The organism is Streptomyces sp. NPDC088124 (genome assembly GCF_040685895.1).
Classification (GTDB): domain Bacteria; phylum Actinomycetota; class Actinomycetes; order Streptomycetales; family Streptomycetaceae; genus Streptomyces.
Genome location: NZ_JBFBJB010000064.1, coordinates 1 through 22,010, shown reverse-complemented (window position 1 = coordinate 22,010; position 22,010 = coordinate 1). Strand labels below are relative to the sequence as shown.

Annotated in this window: 17 protein-coding genes and 1 pseudogene; 8 read left to right on the top strand and 10 right to left on the bottom strand. The window is 68.1% G+C overall.

The features are described 5' to 3' along the window. Nucleotides 1-87 precede the first annotated feature (87 nt). From AB0P17_RS35975 to AB0P17_RS35960, 4 genes are all read right to left on the bottom strand, one after another. The gene (locus AB0P17_RS35975) at nt 88-750 is read right to left on the bottom strand and encodes a hypothetical protein (RefSeq protein ID WP_365817897.1); all 663 of its coding nucleotides are present in this window, start codon (nt 748-750) and stop codon (nt 88-90) included. Then, complete coding sequence (locus AB0P17_RS35970) at nt 750-1,214, bottom strand: DUF2199 domain-containing protein (protein ID WP_365817958.1); 465 nt, start codon at nt 1,212-1,214, stop codon at nt 750-752. The genes AB0P17_RS35975 and AB0P17_RS35970 overlap by 1 nt, the downstream gene beginning before the upstream one ends. 257 nt (nt 1,215-1,471) lie before the next feature. Beyond that, complete coding sequence (locus AB0P17_RS35965) at nt 1,472-2,029, bottom strand: XRE family transcriptional regulator (protein ID WP_365817895.1); 558 nt, start codon at nt 2,027-2,029, stop codon at nt 1,472-1,474. A gap of 15 nt (nt 2,030-2,044) precedes the next feature. After that, nucleotides 2,045-4,294: a helix-turn-helix transcriptional regulator gene (locus AB0P17_RS35960; protein WP_365817893.1), complete on the bottom strand. Its 2,250-nt coding sequence runs from the start codon at nt 4,292-4,294 to the stop codon at nt 2,045-2,047. A 166-nt stretch (nt 4,295-4,460) separates the two neighbouring features. On the opposite strand from AB0P17_RS35960, the gene AB0P17_RS35955 reads away from it, so the two are divergent. From AB0P17_RS35955 to AB0P17_RS35940, 4 genes are all read left to right on the top strand, one after another. Next, the gene (locus tag AB0P17_RS35955; RefSeq protein WP_365817891.1) at nt 4,461-6,902 is read left to right on the top strand and encodes a Helicase associated domain protein; all 2,442 of its coding nucleotides are present in this window, start codon (nt 4,461-4,463) and stop codon (nt 6,900-6,902) included. Between the two features lie 353 nt (nt 6,903-7,255). Next, nucleotides 7,256-7,657 carry a hypothetical protein gene (locus AB0P17_RS35950; RefSeq protein WP_365817889.1) on the top strand — a complete coding sequence of 134 codons (402 nt, stop codon included), beginning with the start codon at nt 7,256-7,258 and terminating at the stop codon, nt 7,655-7,657. Next, nucleotides 7,633-8,283, top strand: coding sequence for a hypothetical protein (locus tag AB0P17_RS35945; RefSeq protein WP_365817887.1), 651 nt, complete (start codon nt 7,633-7,635; stop codon nt 8,281-8,283). The genes AB0P17_RS35950 and AB0P17_RS35945 overlap by 25 nt, the downstream gene beginning before the upstream one ends. Nucleotides 8,284-8,594: 311 nt before the next feature. Further along, nucleotides 8,595-9,893, top strand: a complete 1,299-nt coding sequence (locus tag AB0P17_RS35940; protein WP_365817885.1) for a pyroglutamyl peptidase — start codon at nt 8,595-8,597, stop codon at nt 9,891-9,893. 196 nt (nt 9,894-10,089) lie between these two features. On the opposite strand, the gene AB0P17_RS35935 is transcribed toward AB0P17_RS35940, so the two are convergent. After that, nucleotides 10,090-10,880 (bottom strand): IS5 family transposase gene (locus tag AB0P17_RS35935; RefSeq protein WP_365817956.1). Its coding sequence is split into 2 segments (ribosomal slippage): nt 10,090-10,542 and nt 10,545-10,880, totalling 789 coding nucleotides; the frame shifts between segments, so codons are not numbered across the junction. 370 nt (nt 10,881-11,250) lie between these two features. Continuing rightward, nucleotides 11,251-11,805: a hypothetical protein gene (locus AB0P17_RS35930; protein ID WP_365817883.1), complete on the bottom strand. Its 555-nt coding sequence runs from the start codon at nt 11,803-11,805 to the stop codon at nt 11,251-11,253. Nucleotides 11,806-11,903: 98 nt separating this feature from the next. On the opposite strand from AB0P17_RS35930, the gene AB0P17_RS35925 reads away from it, so the two are divergent. Continuing rightward, nucleotides 11,904-12,278 (top strand): transposase family protein, encoded by a 375-nt coding sequence (locus AB0P17_RS35925; protein ID WP_365817881.1) that lies wholly within the window; start codon nt 11,904-11,906, stop codon nt 12,276-12,278. Between the two features lie 46 nt (nt 12,279-12,324). On the opposite strand, the gene AB0P17_RS35920 is transcribed toward AB0P17_RS35925, so the two are convergent. Both AB0P17_RS35920 and AB0P17_RS35915 read right to left on the bottom strand, forming a co-directional pair. Further along, nucleotides 12,325-13,521, bottom strand: a complete 1,197-nt coding sequence (locus tag AB0P17_RS35920; RefSeq protein ID WP_365817879.1) for a serine/threonine-protein kinase — start codon at nt 13,519-13,521, stop codon at nt 12,325-12,327. Beyond that, nucleotides 13,518-15,332: a hypothetical protein gene (locus AB0P17_RS35915; RefSeq protein ID WP_365817877.1), complete on the bottom strand. Its 1,815-nt coding sequence runs from the start codon at nt 15,330-15,332 to the stop codon at nt 13,518-13,520. Before AB0P17_RS35915 ends, AB0P17_RS35920 begins: the two co-directional genes overlap by 4 nt. A 139-nt stretch (nt 15,333-15,471) precedes the next feature. Between AB0P17_RS35915 and AB0P17_RS35910 the strand changes: the two genes are divergently transcribed. The 3 genes from AB0P17_RS35910 to AB0P17_RS35900 all read left to right on the top strand — a co-directional run bounded on the left by AB0P17_RS35910 (nt 15,472) and on the right by AB0P17_RS35900 (nt 20,143). Beyond that, nucleotides 15,472-17,424 carry a hypothetical protein gene (locus AB0P17_RS35910; RefSeq protein ID WP_365817875.1) on the top strand — a complete coding sequence of 651 codons (1,953 nt, stop codon included), beginning with the start codon at nt 15,472-15,474 and terminating at the stop codon, nt 17,422-17,424. Nucleotides 17,425-17,473: 49 nt separating this feature from the next. Further along, nucleotides 17,474-17,818 (top strand): reverse transcriptase domain-containing protein, encoded by a 345-nt coding sequence (locus AB0P17_RS35905; RefSeq protein WP_365817873.1) that lies wholly within the window; start codon nt 17,474-17,476, stop codon nt 17,816-17,818. Between the two features lie 273 nt (nt 17,819-18,091). After that, on the top strand, nt 18,092-20,143 hold the full coding sequence (locus tag AB0P17_RS35900; RefSeq protein WP_365817871.1) for an NPCBM/NEW2 domain-containing protein: 2,052 nt from the start codon (nt 18,092-18,094) through the stop codon (nt 20,141-20,143). Between the two features lie 426 nt (nt 20,144-20,569). Here AB0P17_RS35900 and AB0P17_RS35895 read toward each other — a convergent pair. Continuing rightward, nucleotides 20,570-21,375, bottom strand: a pseudogene (locus AB0P17_RS35895) (HAD family acid phosphatase). 275 nt (nt 21,376-21,650) lie between these two features. Next, a partial coding sequence (locus AB0P17_RS35890; RefSeq protein ID WP_365817869.1) for a tetratricopeptide repeat-containing protein occupies nt 21,651-22,010 on the bottom strand: 360 nt, incomplete at its 5' end.

Sequence of the window (22,010 nt, the reverse complement as noted above, 5' to 3'; positions counted from 1 at the left end):
ACAGGACGGTCGAGAAGCAGCATGTGTGAATGAGCACGATAGTTGGCGCTTCGGGCCAGGTGGGTGCTCAGATCCGTTGCCCGCGGGTCAGTCACCGTGGAGGGCCCACTCGTCGAGGCCGCCGTAGATGTGCGCTTCGAGGCATTGCGGGGCGTGAAGGCCCACGGCCTCACCTCGGTACACGGCGATGAGGGAGTCCCTGCCCCGCCACCACGAGTCGGTCACGCCCTGCACTTCGGGCACCGGCTCGAATTCGCCGAGATCAAGTGCATCGACGGCCTTGCGCGTGATCCGTGTGACGGTAGTGGCCCAGCGGCGGGCATGAGCGGCGAGCGCCAGGGATTCCACCCATCCGTCAGTGCTGGCATGCAGGGGCGTCCAGCGGTGGGCGTCGAGACCGAACGTACCGTCGGGGCCGATCATGAAGCTGTAGGCCATGGACGCCCGGCAGTCTCCTGCCGGGAACGACCAGCCTTCTGCGGGTATCTCCTCGGGGCGGTCGGCGTCCAGGATGCGCGGACCGCCCTCGTAGAACGGGGCCGGCGGGAGGGCGAGGCCGCCCCAGCGGTCCTGGAAAGCAGCGGCCCGTTCGATCTCCGCAGCAGGGATCCCGTGCTCGACCCACGCGTCGCTCTGTCGCCTGATGTCCTGCCGGTGAACGCGGATGCCCTCCGTCTCGATGAACCGCTGGGCCCTGCGGCTCAGACCGGCAGGCGCGACCGGGACGGACGATACGGGCTGGTCAGCCATTACTGCTGCTCGCCGTCTCCGGCGTGGATCACGGCCGACGCAATCTCTCGCACGCGTTCCAGGCTGATTCCTGTGTGCTGCTCGACGGTGAGGGGATGGCCGGTGGGCTCCAGCTCGATGAAGGGGCGTTCGCCGATCGGGCGGGTATGGACGTGCGTCTTCAGGTTGAGCGTCGTCGTCGGGTACACCGGAAGATCGGTGGTGAGCCAGCCGAAGTACGGTTTCTCGGCCTCGCGGCCGGGCCTGTCCCACAGATCTGAGGCCCGGGAGAAGCTCTCTCGGCTGAGCGAGACCCAGACGCCCCAGGAGAACACCTCGTCACTGCCGATGACCGGTATCTCGATCAGGCCCTTGACGAAGTAGTGCTGACCGCGGACCACGCACTGATCCGTAGAGAGCAGGCAGTCGTCGGCGTCGGCGAAGGCCGGATCCCACACGGCGGGGGCCTCGGCCGTGTAGTTCATCGGCAGCTCGGGGTGCTGGCCCCCGCAGCACGCGCAGGTGAACCCGGGATCACTGGTCATGGTGCCGAAGCCTAGCGACGGACTCCGGTAGTTCCTCGGTCGGGCGTCCGGCGTGCCTGAGGTGCGGGGCCAGCTAGCGTGTGAGGCCAACTATCGCGTTTCAGTCACGACATGCGGCCAACGGCAAGCCTCGTAGGTGACAACAAGCCTGCTTCGGCTCACCGGTAAACGAGTTGCCCCAACTCGACGACGACCGCCTACAGCTCGAACTGGAGGTCGACGATGTCCTTGAGTTCCACTTCGAGGCCGTGGGCACGGCGGCCGCCGTCGCGGAAGTACACCTCCCCCAACGCCTGGGCAGCGATCTCGCGGAGGTCGTTCTCGTCGACCCCGGTTTCCTGGGCTTGAAGGAGGCGGGCGGCGTGCCGGGGTGGCAGGGCGAGGGTGAGGTGGCGCACGCGGGCCTGGTCGGTGCTGCCGGGGGCGGCGGTGTAGCCGAACCGGGCCTGGACATCGATCATGATGCCGCTCGTGGTGGCCGCGGCCTTCTTCGCCTTCGCCCGGATCTGCGGCTGCCAGCGTGCGCGGACCTCATGGTGCAGCCGGTCGGAGAGCTCCGGCCGGGGCGTTCTGATCTGATTCCTCACATACCGTTCCACCGTGCGCTGGCTGATGCCGAGCAGTTCGGCGACGAGCCGGGTACTGCGCTGGTGCTGCCGGACCAGATAACGCATCTGCGCCCCGGCGGACTTGGGGACGGGACGTGTGAACGCGCCCTGTACCGCCCTGTCGAGTTCTTCCCCGACCGTGACCATCGCCTGCAACGCTCCCTATTCTCCGGTGTCCTTGGCGGTAACCTCGCCGGTCTTGATGTAGCGGGCCAGGTTGGCGGTCTTGCCGTCGGCACCGAGCTGCTCGAGCACGTCCGCGCCCCACAGCACGCTCTGGGTGCCCTCGTGCTTGACCATCCCCGGCGAGACGCCGAGCCGGAAGCTGCCCGGCACGGTCTTGCCGTCGGCGCCGTAGGGCAGGACATCCAGCGGGCTGGGGCCGTCGGCGGCGTATACGGCGCAGTCCGACAGGACCGCGACCGGATACTGCCCGGTGGCCGCGGCCAGGGCGGCCATCTTGCGGTGCATGTTGATCCGGGCCCGGGAGATGACGGTCGCGCGGATGTCCGGGCGCCAGGTGGGCCGGGCGAGGGCGGGCCAGGCCTGGCCCGGCCTCCAGCCGCCGCCGCGCGCCTTCTCCTGCAGCTTGCCGATGCCGCCCTTCACGGTCATCTTGACCGCGTCCACGACGATTCCCAGCTCGGGGTCACGCTGCTTGCAGCTGTCCATCGTCTCCAGGAACTCGGCCGGGGGCATCTTCTCCGTGACGCCCAGATCCGCCATGGTCGCGACGTAGGCGTTGCGCAGCCGCTTGTACCAGCCGTCCAGGAACCGGCCGCTCTCGCGTCGCACCCATGCCTCCAGCGGGGCGACGTCGTAGCCGAGCTCGACGGCGTACGCCACGGTTGGGGTGGCGTACCAGGCCGGACCGGTCGGGCGTTCGCCGGTAGGCGTGAACGGGCTGGGCAGCAGGTGGCCCTCCAACTGGCGCCATTGCTTGGCGACCTTTACCCGGGACAGGTCGACGTGGGAGAGATCGACCAGCCAGGAGCCGGGCACCGCCGGGTCGAAGACCGGGTTGGTGACACGCACAGGCGGCGACGCAAGACCGACGACCGCGCCGTTGGCGGCAGCACCGAAGGCGAGGTTCACGTCGATGGCGACCAAGTGGCGCTGCATGCACTCGGCGTCGGTCATGTCCCGTGCCCAGTCGTAGGCCTCCTCGAACAGCTTCTCGCCGGGCCCGCGTACGTGGAACCTCGGCAGGCCGGCCAGGACGGGGTGCCCGTCGGTCGCCTCGCACGGCGCCGGGTCCACCGGCTCCGTACCCAGCGAGCCGGGCCGGTGCGCGGAATGCCGATGGCCGTCGGCGTCCGGCTCGCTCGCGCGGGTCGGCGGGCTGAGCGCGGTCATCAGCTCCAGCCCCGTCACGGCGGTGGAGCCGACCGGCGTCATCACCCGCTGCGCGTACACGCCCAGCGTCCGGGCGAGTCCGGCCGGATCCAGGCGGGCGGCATGGCCCCAGGCACGGTCGTCGAGGGCACGCCAGGCAGGGACGCACAGCTGCACGCACTGCCGGCGGCCGCCCTGGGCGGGGCGGTAGATGCGTGCCCACGGCCCCAGCCCGCGCCTGGTGAGCTGCCAGTCGGCGCGCTGGAGCTGCTTGATGACCTTGTGCCCCTCCGGGAGCCGACCGGCGAGCCGCTCGGCCTCGGACAGGACGGCGGGCAGGCCGTAGCGCTCGCACGCAGCCTCGGTGAGCACCAGCAGCGGGTCGCCGTCCTTCCCCGAGCCGTGCAGCTTCTGCGAGCCCAGTCGTGCCTCGGTGAGTGTCCACTCCACCAGCGCGGGCAGCGTCTTGGCGGGCACGTCCATGATCAGCCCGCCGACGCCGTAGCCCGTCACATTCCGCTCCGTGCCGGAGTCGAGGACGAGCAGCGGACCGTGCGCGTACGCCCCGCCGGGCGCGGGAGTGTTCGCCGGGGCGGGCTTCTTCGCGGCGGGGCGCCGCGAACCGGGGGCCCGTTCGGCACGCGGCAGCGACACGGCGGCCGGCGCGCCGACCGCTGCCGGGGCAGTGACCGGGGGCGGGGACTCCTCGGCCACAGGTGCGGCAGCAGCTTCCGGCGCCCCGTCCGTGGGCCGAGACCGCGGGCGGGGCGCCGCGGGGGTGACGGCCTGCGCCGCCGCGGCGTCCGTGTCCTCCTGCGGGGCGCCGGTGCTCCCGGGCGCGGGGTAGAGCTTGGTGAGCTGCTGGAGCAGGCGCGCGTACGCCTCCCGCTCCGGCGGGCGGGGCTCGGTCCGGCCCGACTCCCAGCCGCCGACGGTCGCCCGCCGCACATCCAGGGCAGCAGCCACCTCGTCCAGGGTGAGCGCGTGCGCCTGGCGCAGCCGCCTGCGCTCGGCCGGTGGCGGCAGCGGGGAACGGGACGCGACCAGTGCATCGACCGCGTCGAACAACTCGGACATGAGACACCTCCACCCCCACCATACCTTGAAACGTCCTTATCGCGTACCAAATGCGTACGATAGAAGTGCCTTTTGCGTACGGAAAGTGTTCGGAGTGATACAGTCCAGTCACTGAAACTGGACTGTGTGCCAGCGGCCCGGGAAGCGGAAGCGGGAAAAAGCTGTCATGACTGTGGTGGAACTGCCGCGCCCCGGCCGCCCCAAACGTGCGCGGCTCTTTCCCGACCAGGCCGAGGCCGTTCAGCGGCTGGTACGGCATCTGCGGCGCGCGGGAACGCGGGGCCTGTTCGTATCGGCGACGGGCACCGGCAAGACACTGGTGTCGATCCGGGTGGCGGACGAACTCGGCGCACGGCTGGTGCTGTTCGTGGTCCCCACCCTCGACCTGGCGGCCCAGACGGCACTGGCCTGGCGCCGCGACGGTCACCTGGAACACATGGTGATCGTCTCCTCCCTGGACACCAGCGGCCGCGACGACCTGGTCGCAGCCCGCGTCATGTCGACCACCGACCCGCACGCCCTGGGCGGGCTGATGTCAGTGGTGGGGGAGCGGGCGGACCAGATCCCGGCACTCACCGTGATCTGCACCTACGACTCCCTGAACAAGATCGCGGAAACCCGGAACACGGGATACGCGGTCCCCCCGTTCGACCTCGCGGTCATGGACGAGGCCCACCGGATCGCCGGCCGCGCCGACAAGAAGTGGGCGATCGTCAACGACGCGGCACGCATCCACGCCGACCGCCGCCTCTACATGACCGCCACCCCCAGGATCGTCGGCGCGCCGGAACTGGCGGAGTCTGCCGATACCACCCGCCCGCGCCGCCGGCACGCCGCCGGACCGGACACCGATGCGGACGCGTTCGCCAACTCCATGGACAACGAGGCCGTCTACGGCAAGAAGGTCCACGAATACCCCCTCGCACAAGCAGTCACCGACGGCCGGGCCGCGGACTACCGCATCGTGGTACCCACCCTCACCGACACCGACCTGCGCCGCCGCCTCAACCTCACCGCCCCCACCACCGCCCCTCCCGGCGCAGACAGCGGCGAAGAGGCGGACAGCGCACTGCGCACCACCGCCCTGCACCTGTCCGTCCTGCGCGCCATGACCGAACACCGCCTGAACAAGGTGCTGGTCTACTTCAACCTCGTCTCCGACGCCCGCCGCTTCGCCCGCGAACTCCCCCACACCCTGCGCCTGCTGGCCCGCACCGACCCCGGCCTCGTCCCGGACATCACCCCCAAGCTGTTCTTCGCCCACGGCGAGCACACCCCCGCCCAGCGCGCCGACACCTTCACGGCCTTCGCCGCCGCCGACCGCGCGATCCTCGCCAACTCCCGCCTGATCGCCGAGGGCGTCGACATCCCCAGCGTGGATGCGATCGTCTTCGCCGACCCCACCCGCAGCGTCATCCGCTGCGTCCAGGCCCTCGGCCGCGCCCTGCGCCTTGACGTGTCCGGCAAGACAGCCAGCCTGATCGTCCCCGTCTACGTCCCTCCCAGCGCCGACCCCGAGAACATTCTGGGCACCGCCTACGAACCCGTCTGGGCGATCGCCTGCGCGCTGGCCAGCCACGACCACCGCATCCTGGAGCGCCTGCCCGACAAGGCCAACCGCCTCCCCAGAGAGACCAGCGACGTCATCCAGCGCCGCTGGCACTTCGACTTCACCGTCCACCCCGAACGCATCGCCCAAGCGATGGACCTGGCCTCCTTCGACCCCCGCGAGGCGGCCGTCTCCCGCTCCCGCCGCCTCGGCCTCGCCGCCGCCCAGTCCTACCGCGACCAGTACGGCCACCTCGACGTCCCCGCCGACTACACCGACCCCACCGGCTACCGGCTGGGCACCTTCATCACCACCATGCGCGACGCCGCGAAAGCCGGCCGCCTCGAAGCCGACTGGAGGGCCGAACTCGATGCGCTCGGCATGATCTGGGACAAGCACGACGCCGCATGGCGCGCCCGCCTCACCGAGGCCACCGACTACCTGCACCTCCACGGCCACCTCGCCGCGCCCGCCACCACACGCGTCGGCGCTTGGCTGGCCGAACAGCGCCACCTCGCCGCCACGGCCACGCTCGCCGCGGACCGCGCCGAGGCCCTCACCGCCCTGGCCCCCGACTGGCGCCTGCCCCACGGAGCGGACTGGCACCGCAAATACCACCTGCTGCGCACCCACCTCGCCGACGGCGCCGACCCCGCGACGCTCACCCGCGACACCGTCCTGGCCGGGGTGAAGGCCGGCTCCTGGCTGCACCGCCAGCTCACTACCTGGCACCGCCTCGCCCCCGGCCAGCAGCAGCTGATGACCGCCCTCGGCCTCACCCCCGACACCAACCCGCTCGCCCCCGCCCGCCGCACCCGCCGCACCTTCGAACAGACCGCCCAGCTCCTGGAACTCTTCCTCCACCGCGAAGGCCGCGCCCCCGCCGCCCGCGAGACGATCCGCGTCGACGGCGACACCGTCAGAATCGGCGCTTGGCTCGCCAAAGCCCGCACCAGACACCGCGCCGGCCAACTCCCCGACGAACACCTACGCCTGGTCGCCGCGCTGTTCGACGGCGACTGGACGACAGAAGACGCTGTCCCGGCCGCCCTGGTGTAGGCCCCCGCCCGTCGCGGCCTTTCACACCTGTCTCGGTTCGTGCCGGGGGGAGTGGCTGCAGGGCGAGCGCGGCGATGAGCTTGCCGGCTCTCGTCGGCGGGTAACGCCTCGGAGCAGGGGCGGCACTCAGAAGTACGAGGAGACGACCGAGCGGGCTGTCGCCTGTGGGCATGGGCCCTCCGGTCGGGATCGACGGCGCACCCGCTGGTACGTCTGGGTTCCGTCGATGGTCAACGGTGACCCGTCTTGTGAGGTGATGGCTTGCCGTGGGGCGTGACCCGTCCGGGGGCCGGAGGAACGAATCTGCCGACGGGGGAGGGATACTGGCAGCGGCCCGGTGGCAGGGTCCGTTCATGAAGGTGATCAAGACGCTGACGGCGGTGGTCATCAGCACCTGTCTCCTGGCCGCGCCCGTGAGTGCGGCAGCGGCGGCGCCGTACTGGAACACGAGGGCGAAGTGTGAGCAGACCGACCCCGAGGGCCGGGTGATCCCCACGCGTTACGGCAACGGAGATCTCGGCTGGAACCACTTCTCCGGCAAGCACAACGTCAAGAAGTGCCGGGTGGTGAACGCGGCCCTGGCCGGGAAGGTGGACAAGAAGGACGGAGGAAGGCTCGAGTACTACGGGGTCATCGTGCAGTACGCCCGCCGTACGGCCGACGGTGAGTACGACGCGGGCAGGGGAAATAAGTTCGGTGTCATCACGGCCTACTGCAAGGGCATGAACAAGTGCCCGAACTGGATCAACGAGTGAGCGGCCCCGGCGACGAGACGGTCGGACAGCACGCCTACCTCACGCGCTTCCTCCTCGACTACACCGCGGTGCCGCTGACCGGGGCCGTCTTCCTGCGTGGCATCCTCCCGGCCCAGGACACGGTCCGGGTCGTCACCGGGGCCGCCGACGCGGCGGCGCACGAGTTGACCGTCTTCGAGATCCCGCTGTCGGACGAGGACGGCGAGCCGGTCACCGCCCCGCTGCTGCTGGGATGGACCCGCACTCTGCTATCGGGCGCCCGCCCCCGCACCGACGTGTCCGTGATGGGCATGCCGCTGATCGCGGTGGACACCTCCGCCCTCGATCCCGCCGCCCCGAACGATACGGACCGGGCGCTGCGCGTACTGCGCACGCTGGCCTGGCCGTTCGTGGAGACCGCGCCGGAGCCTGCCCTGTGCGGGTTCCTCTTCACCGGGCAGGACCGCATGCGGCTCTACCTCGCCACTGAGAAGTCCGACGGCCGGGTCGCGGCCGACGTACGGCTCACCGGCGCACTGACCGCCCTCCTGGCCGCCCTGCCCGCGCTCATCGGCGAGGAGGAACGCTGGGCGGCAGACCGCCTGGACCCCCACTGCGCCCGGGCGGTCGACCTGACCGCGTGGTGACGCCCCGCCCCGGAGGCCTCGTCATCCGCCGGCAGTTCGCCGCACGGAAGCGGTACCGACGCCTCCCTCTCTCCTGCCGTACGGCCGGCCCCGCCGCTGCGCGCCGTACGCGGGGGACGAGCGGCGCGCGGCCGCTGTGCGAGAGGAGAGGAGTGAGCGCCGGATACCTCCCCGGTGTTCGCTGACCGGGAATGTCGTCCGGAGGCCGACCTGAATGTCGCCTCCGGCCGTGATCACTGTCACCAATCTCAGGACTGTAGTGGTTGCCCGTTTTCATGGCGATACTTCTGACACCTGACGGAAGGATTGTCATGTACTTCATCAGACCGCTCCTGCGTGGACAGCCGAGGCAGCGATGCGCATGGGTCCTGACCCTGCTCGTTGGCGCCGCGCTGATATGCACCGGCGGTCCTCTGCCGGCCGTTGCCGCTCCGCAGGGAGGCCCATCCGACTTAACCGTCGAGGAACTGCGCCTGGTCCAGCAGGCGGTGCCGCAGGACATACTGCGTCGTAGCGGGTACGGCGATGCGGGGCCGGCTTTCGACACGGCCCTGCGGCAGGCACAGTCGGTGGCGGCGGCCGAGGCGGTCGTCGCTCAGCATGGTCTCCAGTTGTGGAAGCGTGCCGTGGATCAAGCACGTGGACTGACCCCGGTAGTTGGGGACCTGAGTAAGGAGGACGACCGCCCGCTGTACTGGGCGCGGCTCGCCATGTCCAAGGTTCTGCGTCAGTGGCAGCCGGGTTTCGGCCTCTCCGACGCCTCCAGGACAGCATTGCTCAACAAACTGGAGACTTCCTCGCGAGGCCAGGACTCCGTGTCCTGGGAGTCGCTTCCCTGGGACCAGCCGTGGAAGTTGAACAAGATCGTGTTGACCGGGTTCGACCCGTTTGGTCTGGACGGCGACATCCGCAACAGCAATCCGTCCGGTGCTGCGGCGCTGGCACTGGACGGAGAGCTAGTGATCAGCGACAACGGCCGTTTCTTCCGTATTGAGACCGTCATGCTCCCGGTCCGCTGGAGAGACTTCACCGAAGGCACCGTCGAACGTGCCCTGCGTGAGCCCATGGCGCAGGCCGACATGTTCTTCACGGTGAGTCAGGGCCGGCCCGGCCGATTCGACCTGGAAAACTACAACGGGGCCTGGCGGGGAGGAGCGTCGGACAATGAAAATGCATCCAGCACGGGGCTTATCCCGGTGAGTGATCCCGCCACGCAGCCGCAGTGGACCGCGAGCACCCACTCCCATCCGTTCATCCTGACCGTGAATACCGGTCGGTTTCCCGTCTACAACAACACACAGGTGACGGAGATCCCTGTCCTCTCTCCCCCCGGAACCACCCCTGTTGTGCGGCCCAACGGCCCCAGCAGTGTTTGGTCGACGGCCCGGGCAGGTAGCGGCGGGGACTTTCTGTCGAACGAGGTCGCCTATCGGGCCACTTTGCTCCGTGATCGGATGGGGAAATCCGGCATTCCGGGAGGTCATGTTCACACGCCGGTACTGCAGTTCGGATCCGGGGCTGTAACCGACGCTCAGCTGGTCCGTAATCGGCAGGACATCGTGGCCCAGCTCCACCGGATCATCAGGGTTGCCGGCGTCATGGCGCAGTGAGCCCCAACGGTTCCACCGACTCGGGCCACAGCTACCGCCGCACCCTGCTCGTACGGGTCCTGGCGGTGCGAGGGCGAGGCGGGGGATGTAGTCGGCGCGGCCACCACCACAGAAGAGTTGCTGGCCCGCTTCGTGCGGGTGCTGTGCCCAGGGCACCTCAACACCCTGGCCACCCGGAGCTCGCTAAGAAGTCATCTCATTTGGTGAGTCGGCGGTAGCAGATGAGGGTGCAGGCGATGACTGCGAAGTGTTCGGCTTTGCGTTCGTAGCGGCGGTGGAGTCTGCGGCAGCCGGCGAGCCAGGCCACGGACCGCTCTACGACCCAGCGGTGACGGCCCAGGCGGGTGGAGGAGTCGATGCCGCGTCGGGCCAGGCGGTGCGTGATACCCCGCGCACGGAGCCATTGCCGCAGGTGGCGGTAGTCGTACCCTTTGTCGCCGTGCAGCTTGCCGGGCTTGCGGCGGCGCGGTCCGCGTCGCGAGCGGATCGGCGGGATACCCCGCACGAGCGGCTCCAGGCCCTGACTGTCGTGCATGTTCGCACCCGATATACCGACTGACAATGGCAGACCGGTGCGCTCGGTGATCAAGTGGATCTTCGACCCGTACTTACCCCGGTCTACAGGATTCGGACCTGTCAGCTCCCCCTTTTCATCGCCCTCATGTTCACCGAGTCGATCGCGCACCGTGACCAGTCCAACTCGCCACGGGATCCGGGTTCGTCGAGCACCAGGCGGTGGAGCTTGGCCCACACCCGGGCCTTCGACCACTCGGTGAAACGCCGGTGAGCCGTCGCGCCGGACGGCCCGAACGACGCAGTCGGCAACTGCTGCCACGTGCAGCCCGAGGTCGCCACGAAGACGATCGCGGCCAGCACTTCGCGGTCACCGTGCCGACGCCGGCCCCCGCCCTGAGGCCGCGTTGGCGCCTCCGGAACCAACCGCTGGAACAGCTCCCACAGCTCATCCGGCACCAGCCGCTCAACAATCCTCGCCACGACTGACAGCCTACCCAGCCAAATGAGATGACTTCTAAGCAGGATGATCTCCTCGTACGGGACGCTGGAGAGCTCGCCAGCGTCCTGGGCCGCGCCCTGCAGATGTGGATCGCGGCCCGCCTGATGGTCTGCATGAGGTTGTCAGCGGAGATTCGTCATCTGGATGTCAGTGGTATAGCCAGACTGACCTGCTAGTTCTCACTGTCGGGTGGTGACGGACTGGAACTGAAAGCAGTGACGAAAGGCCAGGTCAATCTCGTGCTGACTCCTATGACAGCCCGATGTTTGCACAGGTCAGAGGCGTGCGGTTGCCTGCCGATTGCCATGTTGTAGGCATGGTGAGCTGTCATTGGTGCTTGATCTACAGGCTGCAGTGGACGGCGAATGTGCCTCCGGTGAGGGCTTTGACGTAGGAGTGGGCGCCGGCGAGGAGGTGCTGCTGTTCGCTGCTGCACGCTGCTGCTGACAGTCCGGGTTGGGCGATGACGGTGTTGATGTGCGGGCGCAGGTGGGGTGCGCGTTCGCGGATGCGGTACAGCTCGTGGATGCTGCCGATCAGGTACGGCGTCTTGCCGGGGTGGCGGGTGGCGTACTTGCCCGCGCGGCGGTCCAGTGTCCGCAGCAGTGCATCGATTCCGTACTCGCGCCATTTCGCGCCGCGGGCTGCTTGGCCGCAGACCTCGTACAGATCGCCGACGCGAGCGCCGGGCGATGGTTCGGACGAGTACTTGCAGTGCACGAGTGTGACTGTGATGTCGGTGTCGTTGGCGGTGATGCCGACGAGGTCGGCGACTTCGCCGGCGCCGTCGTCGAGGAGGATGTCGAAGTCTTCTTGTCTGCTGAGGTGGAGGGACATGTAGTGCTGGATCGAGTGGGGAAGTCTGTCGGGCCCCATGGACTCGACCTTGATGTCCACGCCCTTCCAGTCCAGTGGGCTCAGGAGTGAGAGGTCGAAGGGCGGCAGGTCGGTGCGGGGTTCGAGGAGTTGGTCGTTCGGGGTGAGCAGGCGGTGGGATGACCCGCCGACAGCTCAAAGAACTCATCAACTCGTTGACTCCAGCGATGGAGGTTCAACGCGAGCGAGTCCTCCGCACACGTCGGGGCCACGAGCGGCTGGTGGCCCCTGGCGCAGGTGCCAAAGCCAAGCTCACCTCAGCCGACCGGGTCCTGGTCACCGTGCTCCACCTGCGAAAACTCGCGACCATGGACCTCCTGGGCCACCTCTTCAACACCACCGCCATGACCATCAGCCGCGCGGCGAAAGACGTCCGCCCGCTCCTGGAAGCCCACGGTGTCCACATCCCTGCCTCGACCGCCCGTTTCCGCAGGCGGGAAGACGTCGCCAGGTTCCTCAACCCCGACAAAACCAAGATCAAACCGACGTGTTGATTCCCGGCACGCCCTTAAGCGATGCCCGCGGGAACCTCCGTCGCGATCACCTTTCGTACCCGCCCTCGATCCACCGGGTCATCTTCTCGAACGCGTCCAGGGCTCTGTGGTCGTGGGGGCCGTAGCGCCGCTGGCAGTCACGGCCCATCTGCTCGTACAGTTCCATCGCGCCTCGCTCGTCGCCGGATTCCCCTGTCAGCTCCGCAAGTTCGGAGCGGGCAGCGAGGGTCTCCCCGTGTGCGGGCCCGAATTGCAGCGTCAGTCGTCGGACGCGCTTCTCGGTGACCCTGATGCGCTCCGTGAATCCCGCGTCGACTTGGGGCGCGGTGTGTCCCGATACGAGGCGTCGCTTCGCTGCCATCGCTTCGAGGGTCCGCTCCACCTCCTGGAGTGCCCGGACCACCGCGTGTGCGTTCTGGGGGCGGTCAGCCGGATTCTTGGCCAATAGCGCCATGATTAGGCCATCCAGGGCGTCGGGCACATCTGGCACCTGCCGCGCGGGCCGGACGGGAGACCGGTGCTGGTGCTCCTTGGCCAGTGCGGCGGCGTCCGAGTGTCGGTCGCCGAACGGGGGCCAGCCAGTCACCATTTCGTACATCACGCAGCCGAGGGAGTACAGATCACTGCGCTCGTCGCCTGACTCGAAGCGGCAACGCTCTGGTGATCTGTACAGCGGAGTTCCCATGTCGGTGTGTGATTCCGTGGCGTCGGCGAAGCGGGCGAGGCCGAAGTCGATGATGCGCACCTCGCTGTTGTCGTGGGTGATGAGGATGTTGGCGGGCTTGATGTCGCGGTGCATCACGCCCTCTCGGTGTGCGGCGGCGAGGCCCTCGGCGATCTGCCCACTCCACCGGACCGTCTGCTCCAGCAGCAGAGGATCACCGCCCACGTACTCCGTTAGGGGACGGCCGTCCACGTGTTCCATGACGAGGAATGGATCGGCGCCGCCGACGTCGCAGTCGTAGATCGTGGCCACGTACGTGTGGTCGACGCGGGCCATCGTGTGGCCTTCCCTCACGAACAACTCAAGTGCACGGATGTGGCGTTCACTTCCAGGAGTCGCTCCCGTGAGGCGTGCGGCGCCGAGGAACTTGAGCGCCACACGACGGTCGAGACGGACGTCCCTGGCCGCCACCACGTCCCCCATGCCGCCACTGCCGAGGTGACGGATCAGCTCGTAGCGGCCGTCGCCGACGAAGACGGGACCATCCTCTGAGCTTCCCGCGCTCCCCAGTTCTCTCACGTCCCGTCCTCCACAGGCCACGTCTCGGCACCCCAGGTCCGTAGCGCGTCGCTGGCCTGCAGATGGGCCGTCCAGGTATCGAAGAACTCCTCCCGCTGCTCCAGGCCCAGACGCAGCATCCGTGCACGCCGCCGCGCAAGCCCGGAACCTTCGGTGCGCAACTCCCGCCTACGGACCGGAACCCGACGCCATTCGTGCGTCGCCCAACCCGCGAACCCGAGGCTGAGACAGGCGCAGACCGCGCGGGCGGTCCCGGCCTCGGTGATGAAGGCGAGGACGACGGCCACCAACGTCAGCACCCCGGCGCCCCACAGCCGGACCCGGTTGAGTTGCACCGCGTCGACCTGCCGGTCGGTGCGCTCCTCTATGGCACCGGTCAGTTCCGCGACGAGGGGTTCGGCGTCGATGTCGGCGCACGGATCGGCGGGGACGACGGCACTCCACTCGGCCGTCCCGATGGCGAGTTCCCTGGGCAGCAGGTGCTGGGCTCGGTCCGCGCACTCCTGCGCGGCCTCCAGCATGCGGGGCCACAGGGTGCGCAGGACAAGCCGACGGGCCTCGTCGCTGAGGAGGACTGACCGTGGTACGAAGACGGCGTTGACAAGGAGGGTGCGGAGGTCGGCGGGCTCGCGCGCGTCGTCGTCGGCTCCGACGGAACGTCTGGCTGCGTCTACGTCTCCGCCGTGGTCGATGACGCGGCGCAAGTACTCCATGCGTCGGTCCAGCGCCCGCTCCTCAGGGCCGTACCGGTCAATCAGGGCTCCCAGGGCCCCCTCTGTGTAGGTGCCCGACTCGGTCCAGGTCACCGGTTCGGGCGGGAACTGCTCCTGGAGGTACTCCAAGGCGGCTGCGGGGACGCTCGCGAGCTCCAGGCCCCTCCTGAGCTGGTTCCACTCCTTCGCGCACAGCCGGCCCAGCTCGGAGAACGCCTCCTCCGGCACACGGTGCCGCAGCTTCCACAAGTGGCCTGTAACCAGGTCGGGTCCTGCGTCGCTCCTGGCCAGATCCAGTTGACCTGCCCAGCGTTTCATAGCCAGTTGGGCATAGGTGTGTGCGTCATCGCCCAGTTCCCGGCAGGCCACCGCATCCAGCACGATCTGGAAGTCCTCGTCCAGGGCGTAGGAGTCGATGGAGCGGAGGTATTGGTCCATGCGGCGGGCGGCTTCTTTGAACTCGCCCAGGCGCGAACAGGTCAGCGCGAAGAACAAGTTGGACTTGGCCGGGTCGAGAGAGTAGGCATGGCTCACGGCTCGCCGAGCCTTCTCTGCCTCACCCCGGTGGCGGGCGGCGAGCGCCACCACAGCCGGAGCGAGCCAGTAGGACGGCTCCATGAGCAGGCGTTCCGCGGCGCAGGTCTCGACGGCGGCCGCGTCGACGACTCCGCGCTTTACGGCGTCACGGGTGAGTTCGTGCACCAGGCCATGGGCGAGGGCACGGGTACGGCGACGCTGCTCGAATCGGCTCTGCCAGTCGAGGGTGAGCTGCGCCAGCTCGGCTTCGGCGGCGGCGCGGGCCTGGTCCTTCACGTAACGTTCGGTGAAATCAGCGAATGTGTCCCGCAACTGGGTGACCGAGCTGTCGACGACTTGCACGGCGTGCGCCACGTTGCGCAGGTTGTCAGTGACCTCGGCGATTTCACTGCGCACTCCGGCGATCTCCGCGTGGAGCATGGAGATCGTGGTGTGGAGCGAGCCGACGTCCCGCACCACGGTTCCCAATGCCTCGTCCTGGTGCTCCTGTCCAGCAGCCAAGGCGCGGAAGACGTCCCCTAACTCGCCGTCCAGCGAGTCGATCTCGAACCGTTCGCTCAAGGTGTCCCCCGTATCAGGCTGCTATCTGGCCCCACCCGTAAGCGAACCCGCGTCTGCCCACCATTATCCGTACGCGACGGTGAGGGCGGCCCCGAACGGCTAATCTGAGCGGCTCAGCCGCAACCGCGCAGGGGGAGCCGTGGAGCAGCCGTACTGGCCCGTGAAGAAGCTCTTCTTCGGACGTGACGACGCGGAGTCCGACTTCGTCGACGGTCTGCTGCGCGACGGCTTTCAGTCCACGTACGCTTCGGAGACCGTGCTCGCGGGACGCAAGTCGCTGGTCGTCGGACGCAAGGGCTCCGGCAAGAGCGCGATCTGTGCGCACCTCATGAGCGGCCGGTATCCGGGGCGCGCTGCTCTGATCACCCCGGACGACGCGGCCGGTGACGAGATCCGGCGCTTCGAGCTGCAGGGGCTGACCGCCGACACCGCCAAGTCCCTGATCTGGCGCTACGTCTTCGCAGTACACGCTGCCAAACACATCACCGAACACGCCGGCACCCACAAGAAGTGGCGTATTCCCGCCTCCGTACGGGCTCTCAAGGACTTCCTCCAAGCCAACGGCGAGGGCGACGACGGGCGGCTCACCGACCGGTTGCGGCGGGGCACGCGCCTGCTGCAGTCGGCGACGCTGGCGGTCAAGATGTTCGGCTTCGAAGCGAGCGTCAGCGCCGGGGGCGGTGAACCCGGTGCAGGTGGCGGCTCGGAGGGCGCGCGGGCCATGCGGCAGCTCGACGCACTCGAGGTGGGCGTACGGGCCGCCTTCGAGGACCTTGGCTGCGCTGCGGCGAAGGAAAGACCGTTCCTGATCCTGGTCGACCAGCTGGAACAGGTGTGGCAGGGCGACCCGGACAGCCACGCGCTGGTCACAGGGCTCCTGCTGAGCGCCAAGCACGCCGCCGCGGCATACGGCCATGCCGTGCGCTGTGTGCTTTTTGTACGGGCCGACATCTACGACGTGCTGAACTTCGCCGACGGAGACAAGTTCCGCAGCGACGAAGTCCGCATCACGTGGAGCCCGGCCGCCTTGCGCGAGCTGGCCCGCGCCCGAGCCGCCCTGTCTCTCGAACGGCCGGTGACGGACGACGAATTGTGGGACGGCATCTTCCCCCGCCGGGTTGCCGGCCAATGGACCCCGGAATACCTTGTGCGGCGATCCCTCGCCCGGCCCCGTGACATCATCCAGTTCCTCACGCTGTGCCGCGATGCTGCCGATCGCTCGGGACATCCGACGATCCACGAGGACGACGTCCTTGAGGCCGCCGAGCAGTTCTCCCGATGGAAGCTCGACGATCTCGCCAAGGAGTACAACGTCGGATTCCCGTTCCTGCGGCCGGTGTTCGCCCAGTTCGAGAATGCCGGGTACGCCGTGGACCGAAACGACTTCACCGCACGGTTCCACGAGGTCCGCGACGACCTCCACGAGAGGTACTCCGCGTACGCCGAGCAGTTGACGGCTACCTCCGTCATCGACGCCTTGTACGGCATCGGCTTCCTGGGCGTGCGCCGTGGTGACGGCGTCGTGTACGCGGGCGACTCGCAGTGGCCCCTCCAGCCGTACGAGGACGACCTGCGCGTACATCCCTGCTTCCGGCCGGCCCTCGGTTGCCGGACGCCAACGAGCTCGGGCGACAGCTGGCTGATCGTCGGCGATCAGGCCGCGGTGACGCTTGCAGGGGCGCAGAGTCACGCCGCGTTCTTGCGAAACGTCTCTACAACCGACGCCGGGTTCCAGGCGGACCGCCATGTGCGGTTGCTAGAAGAGACCACACTCGCGCTGTCGCGGCTGCAACGCCAGCTCGGACGTTCGGGGCTACCCGCAGAGTCCCTCACCCAGGTGCAGGAAGGTATCGACCTGCTGAACGAACAGATCGACGCCTTGCCTCTTCCGGGGGCCGGTTTGACCCCCGACATGGTGGAAGACCAGATTGGCGACGTCACCGAGCGCCTGACCGCGCTCCACACCAGGATGAACGATCGCGGTCTCCGCGACGAGCCAATCACCCGGCGCCTTGTTGACGAGGCGCGGGCGCTGAGACGGGCCCTCGGTGGAGCTGTCGGCGGCGGAGGCGGTTCGGACTCCTCCGGCTGAATCGCCCCGGGTTTGATGGAGACATCGAAGACCCGGAAGGATCCCGATCATGGCTGCTCCCCGTAAGTACTCCGACGACCGGGAGTTCCCGTCCGTCTGGTTCGAACGGTATGCGGACGACGCGGTGCTGCACTGCGTCACCGAGCGCCAGGCCCGCGAGGTGCTGGCCGCGCTCACGGACAGGATGGTCGAAGTCGGGTTGCAGCTGCACCCGGACAAGACCCGGATCGTCTACTGCAAGGATGGCCACCGCCGAGGCTCGGGATTCGTCCACGAACCGAGGAGCGCCACCGCCAAGGCGTCCCCAGCCCGAGTTCGGGTGGCTCACGGACCTGATCGCATACTTGGCTGGATCCGTGATCCGCGCGTAGCCGTCGGCGCCCATAGCCTTTGAAGACATCGGCGACGGAGGTCCTCATGCTTGCCATCGGTACCGGCTCGCCCGTCAGTCGCGCCTGGCGGTCTCGGCCGGACCTGCCGTCGGCAACATGTCTCCCAGAACTGGTTGCGCTCAACCACCGCCGAATTCCCGGTTGTCGGCACTGGTTCTGTCCGGCCGTCCCGGCGAGGAGTACCTGATTGTCTCGACCGTGGTAGCACGTCCCGAGACGAATGCACTCAAGAGCATGGGCATGTGCCTCTTCCACTTTCGCGGAGGAACATAGTGATGCGTCACCTTCACACCCGCACAGTCCGTAGAAGATCGGCCGAAGTTATCGCCGCAGGCCTGTTGTGCGTGGTCGGCGCCACCCTGCCGGCCTTTGCCGCCGCCGCGCCGCCGTCTCCCGCACAGAAATCCTCCCCGGGCGTACCCGCCGCATCAGCGCCGGCCGACGGTCTCGCACTCACCCCGCCGATGGGTTTCAACAACTGGAACTCCACGCACTGCCGTGCCGAGTTCAACGAGGACATGGTCAAGGGGATCGCGGACATCTTCGTGGAGAAGGGGCTCAAGGACTCCGGGTATCAGTACGTCAATCTGGATGACTGTTGGGCCCTGCCGTCCCGTGACACGAACGACAAGCTGGTGCCCGACCCCACGCGATTCCCCGGCGGAATCAAGGCGGTCGCCGACTACGTGCACGCCAAGGGACTCAAACTCGGTATCTACACCAGCGCCGGCACGAAGACGTGTGACAGCGTGGGATTCCCGGGCGCCCTCGGTCATGAGTACAGCGACGCCCAGCAGTTCGCGGACTGGGGTGTCGACTACCTCAAGTACGACAACTGCAACAACCAGGGGGTGGACGCGAAGGCGCGGTACACCACCATGCGTGACGCCCTCAGGGCAACCGGGCGCCCCATCGTCTACAGCATCTGCGAGTGGGGTCAGAACAAACCGTGGGAATGGGCTTCGGAGGTCGGTCACCTGTGGCGCACCACCGGTGACATCAGCGACAACTGGGGCTCGATGCTGTCGATCCTCAAGCAGAATCTGCCCCTCGCGTCGTCCGCCGGTCCCGGACACTGGAACGACCCGGACATGCTGGAGGTCGGCAACGGCGGCATGACCGACACCGAGTACCGTTCGCACTTCTCGATGTGGTCGATCATGGCCGCGCCGCTGCTCATCGGCTCCGACCTGCGCACGGCCTCCGAGGCGACCTTCGACATCCTCGACAACAAGGAAGTCATCGCGGTCGACCAGGACCCCCTGGGACGTCAGGGCAGAGTGCTCTCCGCCGAGGGCGGCCGCTGGGTCGTCGCCAAGGAGATGCAGGACGGCAGCAGGGCGGTGGCCCTGTTCAACGAGACCGGCAGTCCGCAGCGGATCGCCACGAGTGCTCAGGCTGTCGGACTGCCCACCGCGGACGCCTACGCCCTGCGCGATCTGTGGCAGCACAAGAGCTACAACACCGCGGGCACGATCTCCGCGACCGTACCCGCGCACGGCACCGTGCTCGTCCGCGCCTCGGTGGACGCGAGGTGGGCCGAGAAGCCTCCGGCCGTCGAACTCGGTGTCGACGAGGGCCTGCTGGTCGAGGCGGGAAAGGCGACCACGTTGACGTCGACGGTCACCGACCTCGGGCGGACACCGGCGACCCGTGTCTCGGTCGCGCTGAGCGGACCAGAGGGCTGGACGGTGCGAGCGGCATCACCGACCACCACGGGCACGCTGCCGACGGGCCGAGCGCTGCGTACGAAGTGGCGGCTCAGCGTACCCGTCGACGCGGCGACGGGCTCGTACGACCTGACGCTGCGGGTTGCCTACCGCTCACCCGCCGGCGTACGCGCCGAAAGCGTGCTCCCGCTGAAGGCGTCCGTGGTCGTGGCGCCGCCGACGGGAGTCTCCTCGCTCGGCGACCTGCCCTGGCTGTCGACGACCAACGGCTGGGGGCCCGTTGAACGCAACACGAGTAACGGGGAGAGCAAACCGGGAGACGGCCGACCGATCACCATTGGCGGAGTCGTGTACGCCAAAGGACTGGGTGCGCATGCCGAGAGCAGCATCGAGTACTACACGGGCAAGGCTTGCGAGACAGTCACCGCGGAGGTCGGTGTCGACGACGAGAAGGATGCCAAGGGTACCGTCGCCTTCGAAATCTGGGCAGATGATGTCAAGGTCGCAGAGACCGGGGTCTTGACCACCGCGATGCCGGCGCAGTCGATAGCGGCTGACGTGAGCGGAGCCCTGACGGTTCGCCTTGTCGTCACGGATGGCGGCGACGGCATCGACTCGGACCACGCGGACTGGGCGGACGCGAAGCTCGGCTGCTGAGCTGAGGAACCCGCCGACAATCGTCCGGTAGAACACCTCCATGCCGAACGCGACGTAGGCGACCCCGGACCGCGTGGCGACACAGCTGAGGTCGGCCACCCACCGCTCGTTGGGAAGCGATGCGGTGGCGTCGCGTCTGAGCAGGTCAGCGGCCCTCCCTTGCCCACTCCCCGGACAGTGGTGCGGATCTTCTCCCCGACGAAATCCAGCGCCTGGTCAACGACCCGGCCGAACGCCAGGAACCCGCACCACGAACCTCATAGCGTCACGAAGGTCTCACCGGACTTGCAATCTCCAGCAAGGCCGACGTACGTCTGTTTGACGCCGCATGGCCTGATGCCCACCGGTGGCCGCACGGATCACCCCCACCCGGAAACGGATGACACTCAACCGATGGGGGGTCTTGCGGTGCTTCCGAGCCGGGGATCAGCCGACGAAGTAGGCCGGGTTGGGGAGCTGTACGTCTTGTTCGCGTAGCCGCCGTCGAGGTCGGAGTACTGGTCGCCGAAGTTGGCGATGATGTCGTATCCGAGGGACTCGATGTGCTTGCGGGTGCCGGACTTGTACTGCACGGTCGTGCACTTCCAGGCGCCCGAGGTGGCGCAGCCCTTCAGGTAGGACGGCGGGTTGACCGTGTCCTTGAGGAACATGTGGTCGGCGTCGAGGTTGATGTCGACACCGATCTTCTTCAGGTTCTGGACCGCGGAGGAGCGCTGCGCCTCTGTCAGCCCCGAGTTGTAGAAGACCTCGACGCCCTTGGCCTTGGCGTACTTGACCAGTTCGGGGGTGCCGAAGACGGCCGGTCGGTCGGCCTGCGCCACGTACTGCGCCCAGGTCGTGGAGTTGTACGTGTAGTTGGTCCTGCGCTCGTAGTCGAAGCTGAGCAGCAGCGTGTCGTCGATGTCGAAGACGACAGCGGGCTTGGCGTGCTTCTGCTGCGCCGTGCGCGCGGTCTTGTCGATGTACTTCTTGGCGTCGGCCTCGATGCGGGAGAGGTCCTTGGCGTATGGGCCGTCCGGGGAGGCCTGGTACACACCGTTCGCGTCCGGCTTCGCACCGTAGTACACGTCGATCTGCTGGACCAGGAGGCCGATGTTCTGGGGCTCCGCCATGGACTTCGCGGAGGTCTGTCCGGCGCTGGCCACGCCGGTGCCGTAGAGGGCGATACCCGCGAGGGCGACGCCGGTGATACCGGTCGCGGCGAGGGCCGTGACGCGCTTCTGGTTGTGCATGACTGGCTTTCTACGCGATCATCCGGACATTGGCCGGCGTCGTCACTTCCGCAACGCCGTCATTGCGGTCGCCACGGTTCGTACGGTTGGAAATACGGCCGCTCTGCATTGTGACGCCGCGAACGAATCGTTTCGTAACGGTCAGATCAGTGGCGGGGACTTGCGCCTGCCCCGAGCGAAAGGCCAGTTGCTGTAGGGAGGCGATGGCCTTGGCCAGTTGCGGAGCTGGCGTACAAGGCTGGAGAAGGACGGCAACATGGTCACCCGCGAAGCGTTCAATCCTCGTTGACCGCCCGCTGCCGTAATGCTGCGACCCGTTCGTATAACTCGACTGCCTCCTGCTCGCTTCCGAGTTGTTCCAGGCAGTGGGCCTCGTCGTTGCGGCTGGCGAGGGCGTCGGGGTGGGTGGCGCCGAGGACCCGGTCGCGGGTGTCCGCGACCTGGCGGTAGGCGGACAGGGCGTCGGACCAGCGGCCGAGCCAGCCCAGGCCGACGGCGATCTCGCGGCGGCTGACCAGGGTGTCGGGATGGTCGGCGCCAAGGACGCGCTCCCGGGCCGCGCAGACGTCGCGGGACTCCGCGAGCGCCTCCTCCCAGCGGGAGAGCCTGCCGAGGTTGACACCGAGGCCGTGCCG

Bases quoted from the DNA above. Each gene is read 5' to 3' on its own strand.
- AB0P17_RS35905 (WP_365817873.1), top strand. From the start codon at position 17,474: ATGGCTGCTCCCCGTAAGTACTCCGACGACCGGGAGTTCCCGTCCGTC.
- AB0P17_RS35965 (WP_365817895.1), bottom strand. From the start codon at position 2,029: ATGGTCACGGTCGGGGAAGAACTCGACAGGGCGGTACAGGGCGCGTTC.
- AB0P17_RS35950 (WP_365817889.1), top strand. From the start codon at position 7,256: ATGAAGGTGATCAAGACGCTGACGGCGGTGGTCATCAGCACCTGTCTC.
- AB0P17_RS35925 (WP_365817881.1), top strand. From the start codon at position 11,904: ATGACCCGCCGACAGCTCAAAGAACTCATCAACTCGTTGACTCCAGCG.
- AB0P17_RS35970 (WP_365817958.1), bottom strand. From the start codon at position 1,214: ATGAACTACACGGCCGAGGCCCCCGCCGTGTGGGATCCGGCCTTCGCC.
- AB0P17_RS35940 (WP_365817885.1), top strand. From the start codon at position 8,595: ATGTACTTCATCAGACCGCTCCTGCGTGGACAGCCGAGGCAGCGATGC.
- AB0P17_RS35975 (WP_365817897.1), bottom strand. From the start codon at position 750: ATGGCTGACCAGCCCGTATCGTCCGTCCCGGTCGCGCCTGCCGGTCTG.
- AB0P17_RS35960 (WP_365817893.1), bottom strand. From the start codon at position 4,294: ATGTCCGAGTTGTTCGACGCGGTCGATGCACTGGTCGCGTCCCGTTCC.
- AB0P17_RS35900 (WP_365817871.1), top strand. From the start codon at position 18,092: ATGCGTCACCTTCACACCCGCACAGTCCGTAGAAGATCGGCCGAAGTT.
- AB0P17_RS35955 (WP_365817891.1), top strand. From the start codon at position 4,461: ATGACTGTGGTGGAACTGCCGCGCCCCGGCCGCCCCAAACGTGCGCGG.